Annotated in this window: 16 protein-coding genes; 9 read left to right on the top strand and 7 right to left on the bottom strand. The window is 44.1% G+C overall.

Features of this window, described 5'->3' with window-relative positions:
- Positions 1-77 precede the first annotated feature (77 nt).
- On the bottom strand, positions 78-1745 hold the full coding sequence (gene glnS, locus L1D37_RS18690) for a glutamine--tRNA ligase (RefSeq protein ID WP_176680251.1): 1668 nt from the start codon (positions 1743-1745) through the stop codon (positions 78-80).
- 301 nt (positions 1746-2046) lie between these two features.
- Positions 2047-3606, bottom strand: coding sequence for an N-acetylglucosamine-specific PTS transporter subunit IIBC (gene nagE, locus L1D37_RS18685; protein WP_128644346.1), 1560 nt, complete (start codon positions 3604-3606; stop codon positions 2047-2049).
- Positions 3607-4082: 476 nt separating this feature from the next.
- On the opposite strand from nagE, the gene nagA reads away from it, so the two are divergent.
- The 4 genes from nagA to asnB all read left to right on the top strand — a co-directional run bounded on the left by nagA (position 4083) and on the right by asnB (position 10011).
- The gene (gene nagA, locus L1D37_RS18680) at positions 4083-5219 is read left to right on the top strand and encodes an N-acetylglucosamine-6-phosphate deacetylase (RefSeq protein WP_239848762.1); all 1137 of its coding nucleotides are present in this window, start codon (positions 4083-4085) and stop codon (positions 5217-5219) included.
- A 2-nt stretch (positions 5220-5221) separates the two neighbouring features.
- Positions 5222-6436 (top strand): ROK family protein, encoded by a 1215-nt coding sequence (locus tag L1D37_RS18675; RefSeq protein ID WP_017629614.1) that lies wholly within the window; start codon positions 5222-5224, stop codon positions 6434-6436.
- 84 nt (positions 6437-6520) lie between these two features.
- Positions 6521-8107: a cation:proton antiporter family protein gene (locus L1D37_RS18670; RefSeq protein WP_176680253.1), complete on the top strand. Its 1587-nt coding sequence runs from the start codon at positions 6521-6523 to the stop codon at positions 8105-8107.
- Between the two features lie 233 nt (positions 8108-8340).
- Complete coding sequence (gene asnB, locus L1D37_RS18665; RefSeq protein ID WP_017629612.1) at positions 8341-10011, top strand: asparagine synthase B; 1671 nt, start codon at positions 8341-8343, stop codon at positions 10009-10011.
- A gap of 80 nt (positions 10012-10091) precedes the next feature.
- Here the strand turns inward: asnB and rfaH are convergent, their stop codons facing one another.
- Complete coding sequence (gene rfaH, locus L1D37_RS18660) at positions 10092-10598, bottom strand: transcription/translation regulatory transformer protein RfaH (protein ID WP_176680254.1); 507 nt, start codon at positions 10596-10598, stop codon at positions 10092-10094.
- 503 nt (positions 10599-11101) lie between these two features.
- Here rfaH and L1D37_RS18655 point away from each other — a divergent pair.
- A complete protein-coding gene (locus tag L1D37_RS18655; protein ID WP_239848760.1) occupies positions 11102-12496 on the top strand; it encodes a peptide MFS transporter in 1395 nt (464 codons plus the stop codon).
- Between the two features lie 90 nt (positions 12497-12586).
- Here the strand turns inward: L1D37_RS18655 and hemH are convergent, their stop codons facing one another.
- From hemH to htpG, 3 genes are all read right to left on the bottom strand, one after another.
- On the bottom strand, positions 12587-13549 hold the full coding sequence (hemH, locus tag L1D37_RS18650; protein ID WP_239848758.1) for a ferrochelatase: 963 nt from the start codon (positions 13547-13549) through the stop codon (positions 12587-12589).
- 277 nt (positions 13550-13826) lie between these two features.
- Positions 13827-14471 (bottom strand): adenylate kinase, encoded by a 645-nt coding sequence (adk, locus tag L1D37_RS18645; RefSeq protein ID WP_048660860.1) that lies wholly within the window; start codon positions 14469-14471, stop codon positions 13827-13829.
- 388 nt (positions 14472-14859) lie between these two features.
- The gene (htpG, locus tag L1D37_RS18640; RefSeq protein ID WP_019820241.1) at positions 14860-16764 is read right to left on the bottom strand and encodes a molecular chaperone HtpG; all 1905 of its coding nucleotides are present in this window, start codon (positions 16762-16764) and stop codon (positions 14860-14862) included.
- Positions 16765-17035: 271 nt separating this feature from the next.
- On the opposite strand from htpG, the gene L1D37_RS18635 reads away from it, so the two are divergent.
- From L1D37_RS18635 to L1D37_RS18620, 4 genes are all read left to right on the top strand, one after another.
- Positions 17036-17947 (top strand): transcriptional regulator, encoded by a 912-nt coding sequence (locus tag L1D37_RS18635; RefSeq protein ID WP_239848757.1) that lies wholly within the window; start codon positions 17036-17038, stop codon positions 17945-17947.
- Position 17948: 1 nt separating this feature from the next.
- A complete protein-coding gene (locus tag L1D37_RS18630; RefSeq protein WP_017629605.1) occupies positions 17949-18464 on the top strand; it encodes a regulatory protein ToxS in 516 nt (171 codons plus the stop codon).
- Between the two features lie 114 nt (positions 18465-18578).
- Positions 18579-19334 carry a sulfite exporter TauE/SafE family protein gene (locus L1D37_RS18625; protein WP_239848755.1) on the top strand — a complete coding sequence of 252 codons (756 nt, stop codon included), beginning with the start codon at positions 18579-18581 and terminating at the stop codon, positions 19332-19334.
- Between the two features lie 18 nt (positions 19335-19352).
- The gene (locus L1D37_RS18620) at positions 19353-19664 is read left to right on the top strand and encodes a SelT/SelW/SelH family protein (protein WP_161752327.1); all 312 of its coding nucleotides are present in this window, start codon (positions 19353-19355) and stop codon (positions 19662-19664) included.
- 23 nt (positions 19665-19687) lie between these two features.
- Here L1D37_RS18620 and yfcE read toward each other — a convergent pair whose 3' ends face one another.
- Positions 19688-20233 (bottom strand): phosphodiesterase, encoded by a 546-nt coding sequence (gene yfcE, locus L1D37_RS18615; protein ID WP_161752329.1) that lies wholly within the window; start codon positions 20231-20233, stop codon positions 19688-19690.
- Positions 20234-20270: the final 37 nt, after the last annotated feature.

Raw genomic sequence — 20270 nt, 5'->3', positions numbered from 1 at the left:
AGATCCCCAAACACAAAAAACCGGCTCTAGGCCGGTTTTTTTATTGGGTTGCTTTTAACAAGCTAAACACTCAAGCATTAAGCTTCAGTTTTACCCCAAGTGTCACGTAGACCAACCGTACGGTTGAACACTAGCGCGTCTGCTTTAGAGTCTTTCGAATCTACGCAGAAGTAACCTGTACGTTCAAACTGGTACGCTTGCTCAGCTGCACCTTCCGCTAAGCTAGGCTCAACAAAACCGTTTAGCGTAACAAGCGACTCAGGGTTAAGCGTTGCTGCAAAGTCGTCAGCTGCGGCTGGATTTGCCACAGTAAATAGACGATCGTAAAGACGAATCTCAGCAGGTAGTGCTTTATCAGCAGATACCCAGTGGATAACACCTTTTACTTTACGGCCATCAGCAGGGTTCTTACCTAGTGTTTCATTGTCGTAAGAACAGAAGATAGTCGTAATGTTGCCTTCCGCATCTTTCTCGATACGTTCAGCTTTAATCACGTAAGCACCACGCAGACGAACTTCTTTACCTAGAACCAAACGCTTGTACTTCTTGTTTGCTTCTTCACGGAAGTCATCACGCTCAATCCACACTTCACGAGTAAATGGTACTTCACGAGTGCCCATTTCAGGTTTGTTCGGGTGGTTAGCAACCGTTAGTGTCTCTACTTTATCCGCATCGTAGTTTTCAATCACGATCTTAACTGGATCCAGAACGGCCATTGCACGAGGTGCATTTTCGTTTAGATCGTCACGGATACAAGATTCAAGTGAACCGAATTCAATCATGTTCTCTTGTTTAGTCACACCGATACGCTTACAGAATTCACGGATAGACGCAGAAGTGAAACCACGACGACGTAGGCCAGAAATAGTAGGCATACGTGGGTCATCCCAACCTTGAACTAGGTTTTCAACCACAAGTTGGTTCAGCTTACGCTTAGACATCACTGTGTATTCAAGATTCAGACGGCTAAACTCGTACTGACGAGGTTGGCAATCGATCGTGATGTTATCTAGAACCCAATCGTACAAACGACGGTTGTCTTGGAATTCAAGCGTACAGATAGAGTGCGTAATACCCTCTAACGCATCAGAGATACAGTGAGTGAAGTCGTACATTGGGTAAATACACCACTTGTCACCCGTCTGATGGTGGTGAGCAAAACGAACACGGTAGATAACAGGATCGCGCATTACCATGAATGAAGAGCTCATGTCGATCTTAGCACGTAGACACGCTTTACCTTCTTCAAAGCCACCGTCACGCATTTTTTCAAATAACGCTAGGTTCTCTTCTGGGCTACGGTCACGGTACGGGCTCGCTTTACCTGGCTCTTTTAGCGTGCCACGGTATTCACGGATCTGCTCAGGACTTAGCTCGTCAACGTACGCTAAGCCTTTATTAATTAATTCCACAGCATAAGCGTAAAGCGTATCGAAGTAGTTTGATGAGTAACAAATGTCACCAGACCATTCAAAGCCTAACCAGCTTACATCATTCTTAATTGACTCAACGTATTCAACGTCTTCTTTTTCAGGGTTTGTATCATCGAAACGAAGATTACATTGTCCCTGGTAGTCCTGAGCAATACCAAAATTCAAGCAAATAGATTTAGCGTGACCAATGTGCAGGTAACCGTTCGGCTCCGGCGGGAAACGAGTATGCACGCTACTGTGTGTACCATCCGCTAAATCTTTATCGATAATTTGGCGAATGAAATTCGATGGACGAGCCTCAGCTTCACTCATCTATAGCACCTCTATGTATTTAGTATTGTCAGAGAAAGTTATCTTTCATCTCCAAGAAAACGGACGCTTGAAGCGCAAGTCAAAGATAGAAAGATCATTGTTGCTAATCATCCACAATTCTTCGCCTTTGCACAATAAGAACCGTCCGTTAATTGCGATTATTTCTGCTATTCGATGAAGAATAGAACGAACCGTGTTCGCTGGCCTTAAACGGCAGGCACAAAAAAGCCTCCCATGTGGGAGGCTTTCAATTTGAAACTTATTTAAGAGAACTTTACGTCTCAGTTAAGTACTTCCCTTACTATGGAAGTTTTACATCAGATAGGTCTTCACCTGCACCGATAGCTTTCATTTCGCCAGCTACGATTTCAGCTAGTGGGCCTAGGATAACCTGTAGGTTGTTTTCACCTAGTTTAACCACACCTTTAGCACCTAGTTTCTTAAGAACAACTTCATCTGCAACAGAGCGGTCTTTAAGAGTTAGACGTAGACGAGTGATACAAGCGTCGATTGAAGTTAGGTTGTCGTGACCACCTAGAGCTTTCAGGTATTGACGTGCAAGGTCGCCTTTTGGAGCTTCACCAGCAGGAGCTGCAGCAGCTTCGTCATCATCTTCACGACCTGGCGATTTCAGGTTGAAAGCGCGGATTGCGAAAGAGAAAGTGAAGAAGTATAGAGCACCGAAGCCTAGACCGATTAGTAGTAGTACGAATGGTTTAGTTGCTAGACCCCAGTTCAATACGAAGTCGATTAGACCAGCAGAGAAACCGAAACCGTGCAGAGTACCAAACATGTTTGCAACTACTAGAGACAGACCAGTAAATACAGCGTGCATTGCGTATAGAGCAGGAGCTAGGAATACGAACATGAATTCTAGCGGCTCTGTGATACCTGTTAGGAATGAACAGAATGCTACTGAGAATAGTGCGCCACCAACTTGGCTGCGTTTTTCAGCAGGAGCAGCTAGGTACATTGCAAGTGCAGCACCTGGTAGACCGAACATCATTACAGGGAAGAAACCGTTCATGAATACGCCAGCGCCTTTATCGCCACCGAAGAAACGGTGTAGGTCGCCAGATTTAACAGTTTCAGTCACTTCTTTAACTACAGTAGTGATTTCTGGAGTTACAGAGTTAGCGAATGTGAATGTGTGCTCTTGGCCAACAACTAGAGTTTTAGCTAGTGATGGGTCAACACAAAGTTGAGTGATGTTAGCGAATGCGCCTTGACCAGCAACGATGATTTCTTGACATGTACCCATACCGAACCAGAAGTATGAGTTCAATACGTGGTGTAGACCTACAGGGATAAGTGCACGGTTAAGAGTACCGTAAACGAATTGACCGATAGCGCCAGACGTTGATACTGCGTGAGCCAGTGCGTCTAGACCAGATTGAACACCAGGCCAAACCACACCAGACACAGCACCTGCAACAAGTGCAAATAGACCGGCCATGATAGGTACTAAACGTTTACCCGCGAAGAATGCCAGCCACTCAGGAAGGCGTGTAGCGTGGAAAGCGTTGTAAGAGTGACCTGCGATGATACCTGCGAAGATACCGCCGAAGAATGACATGTTAACGTCTGCGTTAATTGTCGTTGCTGTAGCTGTTAGTACGAAGTAAGCAACTGCACCAGCAAGACCTGCTGCGCCGTTACCGTCTTTAGAAAGACCAATCGCGATACCTAGACCAAATAGCAATGGTAGGTTACCGAAGATAGCACCACCAGCTTGCGCCATAAATGGAATATCAAGTAGATCGCCTTGACCTAAACGTAATAGAAGCGCCGCAATCGGAAGCGTTGCGATAGGTAGCATTAATGCCTTACCCAGCTTCTGTGCATATCCTAGAATATTCACCAGTTGTTTCCCCCTATAGGATTTTTTAGAATTCGTTTGAGAAACTTATTTTAGTCGCTCAATTTAGTCCTATTCAGTGTATTCAATTAATTTTGCTCCGCAAATTAAAACCTTACCATTTGTGATCGTAATCACCAGTTTTTACCAAATCCAGAGGTTTTTGCTAGCGAGATCATAAAACTTATTTTATCATTCAAAAAAATGAACATTTATAGATAAAATCTAGATCTAATGTTTGGGCTAACAACGGGTTATTTGAGGCAAGCAATGCCAGATAAACCACTGATAACACTTAGCCTGAACTTATAAATAAAATGAATTGTTCACATATTTTTCAAACACTTAAAATCGCTTCCCATTTTGAAGCCGTTTGCCCATAAAAGATAAATCGTTACGTAAATGATGCTCGCAAACTAAGTACCCATTTAGGTAACGAAGAATTTTTAAAGATCTCACGAAATAAGGATTAGCTGACTATGTACGCGCTAAGTAACTGTAAAATTTACACTGGTAGTGATGTTCTGACCGATCATGCAGTAGTAATCGAAAACGAACTGATCAAAAAAGTCTGCCCTATCTCTGAATTGCCAGAAGGAATTGAGCTTCGCGACCTAGACGGAGCAAACCTAAGCCCAGGTTTCATTGACCTACAACTGAACGGTTGTGGTGGTGTAATGCTGAACGATGAGATCACTGCAGACACTATGCAGATCATGCACAAAGCAAACCTGAAATCTGGTTGTACTAGCTTCCTACCTACGCTTATCACCTCTTCAGACGAAGACATGCGTGCGGTTATCACGGCAGCTCGTGAATACCACAATCAGTACCAAAACCAGTCTTTAGGTCTTCACCTTGAAGGTCCGTACCTAAACGTTGCGAAAAAAGGCATTCACAGCGTCGATCACATTCGTAAATCTGATAACGAGATGATTGAGCTTATCTGTGAAAACAGCGACCTTGTTGCAAAAGTAACTTTAGCGCCTGAGCTGAACGATCCTGAACACATCGAACGTCTTCAGAAAGCGGGCGTGGTGGTTTCTATCGGCCACACAAACGCAACTTATGCAGAAGCACGTCAAGGTTTCGAGTCTGGCATTACTTTCGCAACTCACCTATTCAATGCGATGACACCTATGGTTGGCCGCGAGCCAGGCGTTGTTGGCGCGATTTACGATACGCCTGAAGTATATGCAGGTATCATCGCCGATGGCTTCCACGTTGATTACGCAAACATTCGAATTGCGCACAAAATCAAGGGAGAAAAGCTCGTATTAGTGACGGACGCCACAGCTCCTGCAGGTGCTGACATGGAATACTTTATTTTTGTCGGTAAGAAAGTATATTACCGAGATGGTAAGTGTGTTGATGAAAACGGCACACTGGGCGGCTCAGCTCTGACTATGATTGAAGCAGTTCAGAATACAGTTGAGCACGCTGGTATCGCTTTAGACGAAGCTCTTCGCATGGCTACGCTATACCCAGCTACGGCTATCGGTGTAGAAAGCAAGCTAGGTCGAATCAAAAAAGGCATGGTTGCAAACCTTGCTGTATTTGACCGAGACTTTAACGTTAAAGCGACTGTTGTTAATGGACAATACGAGCACAATTAAGTATGAATGGCGGACAAATAGGTAACGTAGACTTAGTTAAACAACTAAACAGTGCGGCGGTATACCGACTAATAGACCAACAAGGGCCTATCAGTCGTATACAAGTGGCTGATGTAAGCCAACTCGCACCGGCAAGTGTTACAAAAATTACCCGCCAACTTTTAGAGCGCGGCCTAATCAAAGAGGTTGCGCAGCAAGCGTCTACTGGCGGTAGACGCGCTATCTCCCTAACCACAGAAGTAGAACCTTTTCATTCTGTCGCTGTGCGCTTAGGCCGAGACTATATTCAAATAAGCCTTCATGACCTTGGCGGTCGTGAGTTGGCTTTCCAACAGCAAGACCTGAATTATTCAGACCAATCAGACCTTACCCAAGGCTTGGTTAATAATTTGAAGGCTTTCATTGCTGAGCACCAGCCAAAGATTGACCAGCTGATTGCTATTGGCGTTACTCTTCCAGGCTTGGTTAACCCAACGACTGGTGTTGTTGAGTACATGCCAAACACAGACATCGATAACCTAGCTTTAAGCGACATTATTCGCGACACATTCCATGTCGCTTGTTTTGTGGGTAACGATGTTCGAGGAATGGCGCTTGCTGAACACTACTTCGGCGCAAGTAAAGACAGCCAAGACTCTATTTTAGTGAGTGTTCACCGCGGTACCGGCGCAGGTATTATCGTGAATGGTCAGGTCTTCTTAGGTCACAACCGCAACGTAGGTGAGATTGGTCATATCCAAATCGATCCACTAGGCGAGCAATGCCAGTGTGGTAACTTCGGTTGTCTTGAAACCGTAGCAGCAAACCCAGCTATCGTTGAACGAGTTCAAAAACTGATTAAACAAGGCTATGAGTCTTCTTTAACAGAGCTTGACCGTATTACGATTCAAGATGTGTGTGACCATGCAATCAATGGTGACGAACTGGCGAAACAAAGCTTAGTTCGAGTAGGAAACCAATTAGGTAAGGCGATCGCTATGACGATTAACTTATTTAACCCTCAAAAAGTTATCATCGCGGGTGATATTACGAAGGCACAAGAGATTGTTTTCCCTGCAATTAAGCGCAATGTAGAGAATCAGTCGTTAACGACTTTCCATAGCGGCTTGCCTATTGTAGCATCACAGATCGATAAACATCCTACAATGGGAGCTTTTGCCATGATTAAGCGCGCCATGCTCAACGGTGTGTTGCTGCAGAAGCTTCTCGAAGACTAGAGAAAAACAATTCTGATTTTCCGCGGGCCGTGTTTGTATAAACACGGCCCGTTTTTTTAAGCTAGGGAACTACAACAACAAGTTATGGAACTTATATTAATATCCACTGCGTTTATCGCAGGATTTATTGCTTTAAAGTGTCACCTTCCCCCATTAGTTGGTTTTTTGGTTGCGGGCTTTGGGCTTTTTGCCTTTGGCTTTGAAACCAATGACACCATCATTACTTTAGCTGACCTTGGTGTCACACTGCTTCTATTTACTATCGGCTTAAAGCTCGACATCAAAACCCTGCTCTCTAAAGAGATCTGGGCTGGCGCGACAATCCACAACCTTTTGTCCACTCTGTTTTTCGCCGTCGCCCTGTTTGGCTTTAAGTTCTTAGGTATTTCATCGCTGGCCGCCATGTCGGTAGAACAGATCGTTCTGCTCGGTTTTGCTCTTTCATTCTCTAGTACGGTATTTGCGGTTAAGACTCTGCAAGAGAAAGGTGAAATGAATGCGACCTACGGAACGTTGGCGATTGGTATCTTGGTCATGCAGGATATCTTCGCCGTAGTATTCCTAACGGCTTCTACAGGCAAAATACCTGAGTGGTATGCGATTGCTCTGTTTGCCCTGCCCTTACTACGCCCACTGTTCTACAAAGTGCTCGATTGGGTAGGTCACGGCGAGATGCTAGTTCTGTCCGGCATCTTCTTCGCATTAGTCGTCGGTGCTGGTTTATTCCATTTGGTTGGTGTGAAACCAGACCTAGGGGCTCTTGTTCTAGGTATGTTACTTGCTGGTCACCCAAAAGCCTCAGAGTTATCAAAATCGCTGTTTAATCTTAAAGAGCTTTTCCTTGTCTGTTTCTTCTTGAACATTGGTTTGTCAGAGCAACCAACCATTCAAGGCTTTATGCTTGCAATCTTGTTCTTGCTGATGCTGCCAGTGAAAGGTGTTCTCTACTTCTTGGTGCTCAACCGTTTCAAGTTCCGTGTTCGAACCTCTCTACTCGCCTCATTATCACTGTTTAACTACAGCGAATTTGGCCTCATCGTTGGTGGCCTCGCCTTCAAGATGGGTTGGATGTCGGGTGATATCTTGGTTGCCGTAGCCATTGCAGTTTCACTGTCGTTCTTAATCGCTGCACCTTTAAACCGAGCTGGTCACAAGCTTTATCAGCAGTCAGGTAAATGGCTGAAAGAGCATGCGTCAGAAAAGCTTCACCGACGTGATAAGCGAATTGACCCGGGTCGTGCACAAGTACTTATTCTTGGTATGGGCCGAATTGGCACTGGTGCTTATGACGAATTGCGCTCTCGCTATGGCAAAGTCAGCCTAGGTGTCGAAGTTCGTGAAGAAGCAGCACACAACCACAGAAGTCATGGCAGAAACGTGATTTCTGGCGACGCGACTGACCCGGACTTCTGGGAACGTATCTTAGATACCGCCAATGTGAAATTGGTGATCTTGGCTATGCCTCACCACCAAGGTAATCAAACCGCATTAGACCAGTTAAAATCTCGAAACTTCAAAGGCCAAATTGCGGCGATTGCTGAATATCCAGATCAACTCGAAACGCTCAAAGAAAACGGTGTTGATGCGGCATTTAACATTTATAGCGAAGCCGGTAGTGGTTTTGCTCGCCACGTATGTGAACAGTTAAACCCAAACATCAATAAAATCTAGCCTAAAACGCCCTCTTCAAAGCCTCTCAAAATTGCGAATTTTTGCACTTTTGAGAGGTTTTCGTATAAAAAACCAACTGCAATTAGATATCAAACACCAAAACCAATCAATAATTAGATATTTTCTAACATAACCCCCTTTATATTATTTTTTTGCTTACATCCGGTTGCTTTTTTTAGCCAGAATGGCAAATTGAATACAGTTGATTTAGAAATTATTTAAAAGGAAGTTCTATGTGTTCAGTATTTGGCATTCTCGACATTAAAAGTGATGCCGCAGCACTTCGCCCAATTGCTTTAGAAATGTCTAAAAAGCTTCGTCACCGCGGTCCTGACTGGTCTGGCATTTATGCTGGTGAAAAAGCAATCCTTGCTCACGAGCGTTTAGCTATCGTTGGTTTAAACAGTGGTGCTCAACCACTATACAGCCAAGACAAAAAGCATATTCTTGCAGTAAACGGCGAAATCTATAACCACAAAGAACTTCGTGCACGCTACGAAGACAAGTACCAATTCCAGACAGACTCTGACTGTGAAGTGATTCTTGCGCTATACCAAGAAATGGGTGCTGACCTACTAGAAGAACTTAACGGTATTTTCGCCTTCGTTTTATACGATGAAGAGAAAGACGAATATCTAGTCGGCCGTGACCACATCGGTATCATCCCTCTTTACCAAGGCTACGATGAACACGGTAACTACTACGTTGCTTCAGAAATGAAAGCACTGGTTCCAGTATGTAAAACAATCAGTGAGTTCCCTCCTGGTAGCTTCTACTCTTCTAAAGATGCAGAGCCTCAGCGTTACTACATTCGTGATTGGAACGAATATGCAGCGGTTCAAGGCAACAGCACAAGCAAAGAAGAGCTTACTGAAGCACTAGAAGCAGCGGTTAAACGCCAACTAATGACTGACGTACCTTATGGTGTACTTCTATCAGGTGGCCTAGATTCATCAATTACTTCAGCAGTAGCGAAACGTTATGCCGCAATGCGTATTGAAGATGATGAGCAATCTGAAGCTTGGTGGCCACAACTGCACTCGTTTGCTGTTGGCTTAGAAGGCGCACCAGATCTTATCGCTGCTCGTGAAGTGGCTGACAAGATCGGTACTGTACACCACGAGATGACGTACACGATTCAGGAAGGCCTAGACGCGATCCGCGACGTTATCTACCACATCGAGACTTACGATGTAACGACGATTCGTGCATCAACTCCGATGTACTTGCTGGCTCGTAAGATCAAAGCGATGGGCATCAAGATGGTACTTTCTGGCGAAGGTGCGGATGAAATCTTCGGCGGTTACCTGTATTTCCACAAAGCGCCAAACGCGAAAGAGTTCCACGAAGAAACAGTACGTAAACTACTGGCTCTGAACATGTTTGACTGTGCTCGTGCAAACAAATCATTAGCAGCATGGGGCGTTGAGGGTCGCGTACCATTCTTGGACAAAGAGTTCATCGATGTGGCAATGCGTTTGAACCCTGAAGATAAGATGTGTGGTAACGGTAAGATGGAGAAACACATCCTACGTGAGTGTTTTGAAGACTACCTACCAGACTCAATCGCATGGCGTCAAAAAGAACAATTCTCTGACGGCGTTGGCTACGATTGGATTGATACATTGAAGGCAACAGCTGAAGCGAAAGTAACAGATAAGCAAATGGAAACAGCTCAGTTCCGTTTCCCTTACAACACACCTACGACCAAAGAAGGCTACGCTTACCGTGAAATCTTTGAAGAGTTGTTCCCGCTAGAGTCAGCAGCAGAATGTGTACCTGGTGGTCCGTCTGTAGCTTGTTCATCAGCAAAAGCTATCGAATGGGATGAGTCTTTCCAAAACTGTGTTGACCCATCTGGCCGTGCAGTACAAGCCGTTCACAACGATGCTTACAACGCTTAAAGCGATTGGTAAATTCTAAATACTAAAAAAGGCGCATGATGCGCCTTTTTATTTTTAAGCCGATTTTTTTATTGTTGCATTTATGCGTGAGCTTGTAGTGCTTCGTTCTCAATACTGATAGGAACCACTTGGCTGATCATTTTTACGAGCATGATAGAACGAGCTTCACCATCTTTCTGATGGAAAATCGCTTCAATACCAGCGAACTGGCCACTCTTAATCTTAACCACCTGCCCAGACTCAAACTCAACACAACAATCTTCAGTTTCGTTACTGCAACACTTCTCAAACTCTTTGAGTTCGAAAACTAAGTCACCTTGGACTTCATGCGGTCTTGCGCCGAACTTAATAAAGTCGACCACACCGCGCGTTGAACGAACTGTCGTAAAGCTAGGGCCTTGTTCATAGTCAAAGCGAACAAAGATGTAAGACGGGAACAGCGGCTCTTTGACCTGCTTCTCTTTCCCTCTAACCACCTTTTCGACTTCTATTTGAGGGTAAAAGCACTCTACCCCCTGATTTTCTAGGTGCTGTTGAGCGCGTTTTTGATCACCACGCTTACAGTAGAGCAAATACCAACGTTTCATTTTACTAGCCATTTTCTATTTTTGGACATTTTACCACAAGCCTAAAACGGTTTAATCACCGTTAATAAAATGAAGACTGATAAGCAAGAAATTATGCGTAACAGACCAACTTATCAACAAAAAGTCATAGGTCCGAAAAGTGGTTAAGCATTGTACAGGGATCATTTACAGATAAAAAGGCGCATTCTTGTAAGCGTATGTATGCCAGACAAATAAAACACACCATACCATATGAAGTTCAAAATGATACAACCAACCAATACATTTCACTTTTATTATTCGGTAATTCTTTTAAAACGCTCACTATGCATCCAGCTCAAAACTGGAAAATTAGTTTGCAGCACGCATTGTCTGGGTGACATTGCATAAAAAACCCCTTACTTTCATAAGCTTATAAAAAATTAGTTATCGTAACCATAAAAGACGCCTATTGCAGATGGTTATTCCACTCTGTATACATAAGTGACTATAAAATCTTTTAATACCTAAAATTAGTAAAACTTATGCCAAGCACTCACAACATCTTTGGCCACCCTAGAGGCCTATTTCTACTATTTAGCACAGAGCTATGGGAACGTTTCTCCTACTATGCAATGCGTGCAATTCTTGTTTTATTCTTAACTGATACCACTCTTAATGGTGGCCTTGGTTGGTCAACAAAAGACGCACTCGATCTCTACGGGATCTACACCGGTTTAGTCTACATCACACCATTAATTGGTGGCTGGATTGCCGATAACTACCTAGGACAACGTAAGTCGATCCTAATTGGTGGTGTATTAATGGCTCTAGGCCAATTTACACTTGCTCTACCTAACGGCTTCATTGGCTTAGACCAAGTCAACGCTCTATACCTTGGTTTAGCACTGCTTATCAGCGGTAACGGTATGTTTAAGCCAAACATCTCGACCATGGTTGGCGACTTGTACCAAGAAGGCGATAACCGCCGTGATGGTGCTTTCACCATTTTCTACATGGGCATCAACTTAGGCGCACTACTTGGTGGCTTGATTTCGGGTGCAGCAGTGGATTCATTCGGTTGGAAAGCAGGCTTCTTGGCAGCTGGTATTGGTATGGTTATTAGCTTGATCATGCAAATGACGATGGCTCAATCTTGGTTAGGCAACATCGGTTCTGTACCTGCGGCTGCTCGAGCAAAAGAGCTGAACAAATCAAAAGAGAAAGCGCCACTCACCAAAGAAGAGTTCGACAGACTAAAAGTTATTCTGATTATGGGTCTGTTCGTGATCGTTTTCTGGGCTGGCTTTGAACAAGCTGGCGGCCTAATGAACATCTACACTCAACAATATACTGACCGTATGATTGGTGGTTTTGAAGTTCCAGCGGCTTGGTTCCAATCTCTAAACCCATTCTTCATCATTACACTTGCACCGATCATCGCTGCATTTTGGGTGAAATTAGGTAAGCGTGAACCAAACTCACCTGTTAAATTTGCGATGGCGTTGTTCTTCTTAGCACTTGGCTTTGTGTGCATGATGGGTGCGGTAATGGAGCAAGGTGGCGACCTAACAGTGAAAACATCGATGTTATGGCTAGTAGGTGCATTCTTCTTCCATACACTTGGTGAGCTTTGTCTATCGCCTATTGGCCTGTCGTTGGTCACTAAGCTAGCTCCACTTCGTTTAGCATCACTAATGATGGGTGCTTGGTTCGGCTTCAATGCGGTTGCAAACTACGTAGCAGGCCTAGTGGGTTCTCACGTTGGTGAACTTGGCGCGATGTCTATCTTTGGTGGTATCGCGATTACAGCAACAGTTAGTGGCGTATTACTACTTCTTTGTGCTGGTAAGCTTGTATCATGGATGCACGGTGTAGAAACCAACATGACGCTTGAAGCAGAGCCAAAAGCTGAAACAGCAGAAACCTCTGTGGCTTAATATCTAGCTCTATTTCGAGAAGAAACATCAAGATCAAAAAGGGCTGCTCAATGAGCAGCCCTTTTGTTATCTATTCAATCGACACATCAATTAGCGATGAAGCGCTACCAGTTCAGCCATCATGTCGATATGCGAGTCTCTATCGTTAAGACACATAATGTAGCTAAAGTCTGAGCCACCAGCTTCGATGAAAGTCTCTTTACACTGGTCTGAAATCTCTTCCAATGTTTCCAAGCAATCCACCGAGAATGCAGGAGCCATGATATCAATCTTCTTAATACCCTTTCCTGGCAATGACTCTAGTGTTTCGTCTGTGTAAGGCTTCAACCACTCCTCTCGACCAAATCGAGATTGGTAGGTCATGGTAATGTCTTCTTCAGATAAACCTAGCTCTGCTGCAAGCAGTTTTGTCGTTGCTTCACAATGCTGTGGGTAGATATCGCCTTCATCAGCTAAGCGCTTCGGAATGCCGTGGAACGAACAAACCAAATGATCGGCTTTACCATTTTGATCCCAATGGCTACGAACGCTTTCAGCCAGTGCTTTGGCATAGCTCGGGTGTGAATAGTAGTCACGAACAAAGCGATAACTCGGGATTACAGGCATCTGCTTAAAAGCTTTGGTTAAGCCATCAGAAACAGCCGCTGTCGTTGTGCCAGAGTACTGAGGGTACAAAGGTAGTACGATAATGTCTTCTACGCCCTGCTCCATCAGTTGCTCGATACCCGTCTTAAGGCTTGGGTTACCATAGGTCATTCCCAATGCAACCGGCATCTCTAATTTTTTCTCTAGCTTTTCCGCTTGTCTTTGCGAGTAAACAAGCAGTGGTGAGCCATCATCCATCCAAACCGATTGATATAGCTTCGCGACCTTAGGTGAACGAATAGGAAGAATCACCCCATGCAGAATAGGACACCAAAGCCAACGAGTTAGGTTCACTACTCGCTTGTCATGCAAGAACTCACTCAAAAATCGACGAACGCCAGCTGGGGTCGCAGAATCTGGCGTACCTAAGTTCACCAGTAAAACGCCCTGCTTTTTATTATTTTCCATAGATACCTGAGACCAATATGTGATTTTCTGGAAAGTAATATACTAATCTGCATAAGTTTAAGATCATTGCTTCCCACTAAATGTCTGAATAATCATTCTTTAAATGGGATCGCAACATCTACTCTCGATTATGAGCCATCTTCATCAAAAACGGTTTCGTTTTGAACGATGTGTAATCGAATTATCTAGATTGGTATCGTACTAAAAATTGAAACAAAAAAAGCGACCCTTAAGGTCGCTTCCAATATATCAAATTCTAAAACTGGCTGTTAGCCAATTATGCTAGTGCTTTCTCAAGTTCTGCACTAACTTCAGCAACTTGCTTAGTACCGTCAAACTTAAGGTACTGAGTGTTGCCTGCTTCAGCTTCTTTACCGTAGTAAGAGATAAGCGGAGCTGTTTGATCGTGGTATACGCCTAGACGTGCACGAACTGTTTCTTCTTTGTCGTCATCACGTACAACTAGCTCTTCGCCAGTTACGTCATCTTTACCTTCTTCTTTAGGCGGGTTGTACACAGTGTGGTATGTACGGCCTGAAGGAAGGTGAGCACGACGACCAGCCATACGCTCAACAATCACATCGTCAGCTACGTCGAATTCAACAACGTAATCAACAGCGATGCCCATTTCTTTGAGGCCATCAGCTTGTGGGATTGTGCGTGGGAAACCGTCTAGTAGGAAACCTTTCTCACAGTCATCTTGAGCGATACGCTCTTTGATAAGACCAAGGATAATTTCATCAGAAACTAGCTGACCAGCGTCGATTACTGATTTTGCTTGCTTACCAAGCTCAGTACCCGCTTTGATAGCAGCACGTAGCATGTCACCAGTTGAAATTTGAGGGATACCAAATTTGTTCATGATGAAGTTAGCTTGAGTACCTTTACCCGCGCCAGGAGCACCTAGAAGAATGATGCGCATGTTTAATCCTCTTATAAAATTATGATTTATACCGAAGCTCACTATCCCACCTTCCTCGTTCATATTTAAGATAAACAGGAAAAGTTAGGTAACAGCTGAGGTTAAGCAAAACTGTAAACAGAAGCAAAACGGTAAGTTTCGGTATAACGTTTAAAAATCATACAACTGGAAGGAATGAGTTCCTAGCTCCAGCTGATTAGGTCGAGCATTCTATCACATTAATATTCAATTTGGCTGAATTTACGACTAAAGAATGTATCGGCAACATTTGTTGTTACGATAACGGTGACGTTGACCACGTTTAATAGATTTTCAGCGACGTTCATAAAAAAAGCCCGCATTTGCGAGCTTTTTATTACAATTGTTGGCTTAACCTAAAGTCGAAAGACTAACGCTTTGTCAGTAGCTCGTTGATTGCACCCAAGAATTGTGACGGATCTTCCATTGAGCCCTTTTCAGCCAGCATCGCTTGACCAAGTAGCAACTCAACCCAACGACCAAACGCTTGCTCGTCTGCTTCGTCGGCCATCTGTTTAACCAGAGCGTGCTCAGGGTTAATCTCGAAGATGTACTTCACTTCAGGTGCCGCTTGACCTGCAGCTTCAAGAAGCTTAGCCATTTGCGTACCCATTTCGAAGTCGTCAGTTACAACCACAGCCGGTGTTGTTGCTAACTTAAATGTTGTGCGAACTTCTTTTACACGACTACCTAGGTAAGATTGAGTGCGCTCTACAACAGACTTGAACTCTTCTTCAGTCTCTTTCTGCTTCTCTTTCTCTTCTTCACCTTCAAACTTGCTTAAGTCTAAGCCCGCTTTTGTGATCGATTGGAACTGTTTGCCATCAAAGTCAGTTAGGTAGTTCATTACGTACTCATCAATGCGATCGTACATTAGAACCACTTCAATACCTTTTGCTTTGAACTGCTCCAAGTGCGGGCTGTTCTTAGCTGCAGCGTAGCTATCTGCTGTTAGGTAATAGATCTTATCTTGACCTTCTTTCATGCGCTCAACGTAAGATTCTAGGCTGATAGTTTGTTCAGCTGAATCCACTTCCGTTGATGAAAAACGAAGTAGACCCGCGATCTTCTCTTTGTTCGCCATGTCTTCAGCTGGGCCTTCTTTCATTACTAGGCCAAACTCTTTCCAAAACTCTAAGTACTTGTCGTTGTCGTTCTTCGCCATGCGCTCAAGCATAGTTAGAACACGCTTAGTACATGCGCCACGAAGAGACTGAGTCACCTTGTTATCTTGAAGAATTTCACGCGACACGTTCAGAGGCAGATCATTTGAATCAATCAAGCCGCGAACGAAACGCATGTAAGATGGCATGAACTGTTCAGCATCGTCCATGATGAATACACGCTGTACATAAAGCTTTAAGCCGCTCTTATGGTCACGGTTCATCATGTCCCAAGGTGCTTTAGCTGGGATGTAAAGCAGGCTTGTGTAGTCGTTCTTACCTTCAACCTTGTTGTGACTCCACGTCAGTGGATCAGCAAAGTCGTGAGATACGTGCTTGTAGAACTCTTGATACTCTTCTTTTTCGATATCAGATTTGTTACGAGTCCAAAGCGCTTGCGCCTTGTTAATCTGTTCCCAGTGCTTCTCTTCGGTGTCTTTACCTTCGTCATCTTTCACAGCTGTGAAGATAGAAACAGGGATACCGATGTGATCAGAGTACTTACCAATCACTTCACGCAGACGCCATTCATTTAAGAACTCTTTACCGTCTTCACGCATGTGCAGAATGATGTCAGTACCGCGAGATTCTTTTGTGATGTCTTCGATTGTGTAATCGCCTTCACCAGCAGAGTGCCATTGAACGGCTTCATTGTTTGCTAGGCCAGCCGCACGAGTGCGAACGGTTACCGCGTCTGCAACGATGAATGCTGAGTAGAAACCAACACCAAATTGACCAATCAATTGAGAGTCTTTGCTTTGGTCTTCAGACAGTTTTGAGAAGAAGTCTGCAGTGCCTGATTTAGCAATCGTACCTAAATGCTCAATAACGTTGTCGCGGCTCATGCCGATACCGTTATCAGAAATAGTTAAAGTGTTTGCTTCAGCGTTAAATGAAAGTTTTACACCTAAATCAGCATCGCCTTGGTAAAGGTCACCATTAGATAGGGCTTGAAAACGAAGCTTGTCAGCCGCGTCAGATGCGTTAGAGATCAGCTCACGTAGGAAGATTTCTTTATTTGAATACAGTGAGTGAATCATTAGATGAAGTAGTTGTTTTACTTCAGATTGAAAGCCACGAGTCTCTTTATTTTGCGTTGCCGTTTCGCTCATTTTTACTCCAAAACATCTATACTTTATGTTGAATAACCATAGGGGCGTAACACTTGATGCCACTCTTATGTTCATTAACATGAGGATGACAAATGTAAATTCAAGGTCAAAAATCATAAAAACACTGTTTTTTTGATCTGTTTTTATTATCCTTGAGTCTGATAAATATAAAAGAACATAAAAGAAGCCATGATTTGGTGAAGAATTAACTGAACTTCACCTGAGATTTGTCTATTTCGCACCCCAAATCATCCAAAAGTAGAAGAATTCAATGAGCAATATCGGCACAAAGTTTATTCTCGCGCAGCGGTTCGTCTTCGATCCAAACAGCAACTCACTTGTTGACCAAATGAGCGACGGCGAAGTCGTACGCCTTGGCAGCAATGAAAGCCGCATTCTCCTTATGCTGTCGGAAAGACCCAATGAAGTTATCACTCGTAATGAATTACACGAGTATGTTTGGCGAGACCAAGGCTTTGAGGTTGATGACTCTAGCTTAACGCAAGCTGTATCAACACTAAGAAAGATGCTGAAAGATTCGACCAAATCCCCAGAATTCGTAAAGACAGTGCCTAAACGCGGTTATCAATTCATTGCGACCGTTGAGCGCTCTGCACCACTTTCATCAAATGATCAGCCAGTAGCTGCTGAAATTGCCGAAAATGACGTAGAACCTATCTTGACGTTTGCAACGCCTGCAGCGACTGAAGAAACGGTTACTGAAACGGTTGAGTCAGAGCCAGTAGCAAAGGTTCAAGAAACCAATGTCGAAGCTGAACCAACACGAGCTCCTGCTGCAACTCCAGCTAAAAGCACAAATAAGGGGTTAACGTTTTGGTTGCTACTTATTGCTTTCATCATGCCGATTCTCGTTTTAACGTTTACTAACCCGGCAGAATCCGAGTTCAAAACATTGGCTGAAGTGGATGGCGTAAAGGTTCAATCACCAGTTAACCACCCAGACCTCAGCAGTTGGCTACCAGCGATAGAGAAGTGTGTATTACGTTACAACACCAATCACACTGGCATGCTTAAGCCGACTGAAGTGATCGCAACAGGTGGACAAACCAACAACCTTGCCCTCAACTACATTCACCCGCAAGATTACTCGAGCGAGAATGTAACCCTAAGAATTTACGCAAACCAGTCGGATGTAAACGACATTTGTAACGGTGGTCAGTAACATGAAATTAAAAGTATCGATTATTTTACTGGTTCTATCTGCATTTTTGAGTGGTTGGCTATATTGGGGAAGCGATGCAAAAGTAGAGCGCCTACTTACTGCACATGAATGGCAATCTAAGATGGTCACTCTGATCAGCGACAACAAGCAAGCGGACTCAATCGGCCCGCTTCGTAAAGTTGAGCTGTCTTCGAATGCGAAATACCTACCAAATGGTACATACCTGAGAATGTCAGTGGTTAGACTATATGGTACTCAAACTGAGCCTGCGAATGTCATCAACATTTCGGAAACGGGTCAGTGGGATATCAACGACAACTACCTATTAGTTTCTCCAACAGAGTTTAAAGATGTGACTTCAGCTCAACGCCAAGATTTTTCGGAAGGGCAGCTCGAATTGATCACTCAGGTTATTAAGATGGATGCAGAGCAAAGCCGACGCATCGACATCGTTAACCCGAAAGCACTGCTACTGACTAGCTTAAATCACGGTTCAACCGTATTGTTTTCAAACTAACATTGGAAAGCTATTTACTGTGTATCAATAGCTGAATACCATGAAACGGTAAACCAATAGAAAAGGGGCATGATGCCCCTTTTTGTTATCTAAAACTTACAAGTACGAAATTCTATGGATTGGATAAACTCACTTGCCCTCTTTTTTGGTTCATTGATCGCCAATACCCTCGCTTCCTTATCGGGTGGTGGTGCTGGGCTACTTCAATTCCCACTGCTTATCTTTCTTGGCCTCCCCTTCTCAGTCGCCTTAGCAACACACAAAGTCGCCAGTGTCGCTTTAGGTTTGGGCGCAGCTTATACACATATTAAAGGCGGCACGCTCAGTTGGAGAATTTGTTGTTATCTGATCCTTGTTGGCAGCGTCGGCGTTGTTATTGGGGCAAATATCGTGTTACTGATTCCAGATGATATTGCACAAAAACTGCTTGGGGCGATGATCCTAGCGCTTGGCATCTACTCACGACTCAAGAAACAATTAGGGCAAGAGGAACAACCCAAGAATAGAGATACTAAAGGTTGGATTATTGGTGGCATTGGGCTTGCGCTGATTGGCGTCATCAATGGCTCTCTGACTGCTGGCTCAGGACTGTTGGTGACCTTGTTTCTTGTTCGCTGGTTTGGTTTCACTTATAAACAAGCCGTGGCGCTCACCATGATATGTGTTGGCCTGTTCTGGAATGGCATCGGCGGTATCGCAATCGTACAAGCTGGCGCACCCATATACTGGTTGTGGCTACCCATACTTCTACTTAGCTCATTTATAGGTGGAAGCCTAGGCGCATTTCTTGCCAACCGTTCAAGCAATCAGCTCGTCAAAACGGCCTTCGAAATATTGACGTTTGCCGTCGGTATCAAGCTATTGATTTAAAATTTTAAAGGATTAACTATGAATACGGAATCGAATCCAACCACGACAACAGTATTGAAAGCGACGATAGCAATACACTATTGCCGTCAATGCAATTGGATGCTTCGCTCAAGCTGGTTGTGCCAAGAATTGCTGCACACTTTCAGTGAGGAGATAGAACAAGTCAGTCTACACCCTGATACGGGCGGACGATTCGAGATCTTTTGTAATGGGACACAGATTTGGGAAAGAAAAGCAGATGGCGGCTTTCCTGAGGCTAAAGTTCTGAAACAAAGAGTACGAAACATCATTGCTCCAGACAAAGACCTCGGCCACGTGGATTCAAAGTAAAGCTACGCGACCGATTTTATTAATTAAAGCTGACCGCTCACAATCAGGTCACCTTCAAGGCTGATCACTTTGAAGGTGTTGTCTTCATATAGGCCATAGCTTGCTGCGTGCCCTTCTCGTGGGAATGTCACCGAGCTAGGGTTGAAAATGAAGATGTCATCTTGGTATTCAGCAACTGGGATATGAGTATGACCGTGAGCAATAATATCGCCCGCTTTCAGTGCTGGTCGCTTCGTTGTGTTGTACAGGTGACCATGAGTTAAGAAGATACGCTGACCTGACTCAAGCAGTACCCATGAGTAATCCATCATCATTGGGAAAGACAACAGCATCTGATCCACTTCGCTGTCGCAGTTACCACGAACGGCAATGATCTCTTGAGAAAACGCATTCAACTTCTCTGCAACCGCCGGCGGGTTGTATCCCTCTGGAATCGGGTTTCTTGGACCATGATTCAGAATGTCACCCAATAGAACCAAATATTGCGCACCAGATGCTTGGTATAGCTCTAATACTTTTTCTGTTGCTGGCAGCGAACCGTGTAGGTCTGAAGCAAAAAATAATTTCACACGTACTTCTCCATAAAATTTATGAGCCTATTGTACG

Source organism: Vibrio sp. Isolate33 (genome assembly GCF_022397895.1).
In the GTDB taxonomy this organism is placed as follows: Bacteria; Pseudomonadota; Gammaproteobacteria; order Enterobacterales; family Vibrionaceae; genus Vibrio; species Vibrio pomeroyi.
This window is presented reverse-complemented; position numbering and strand designations above follow the sequence as displayed.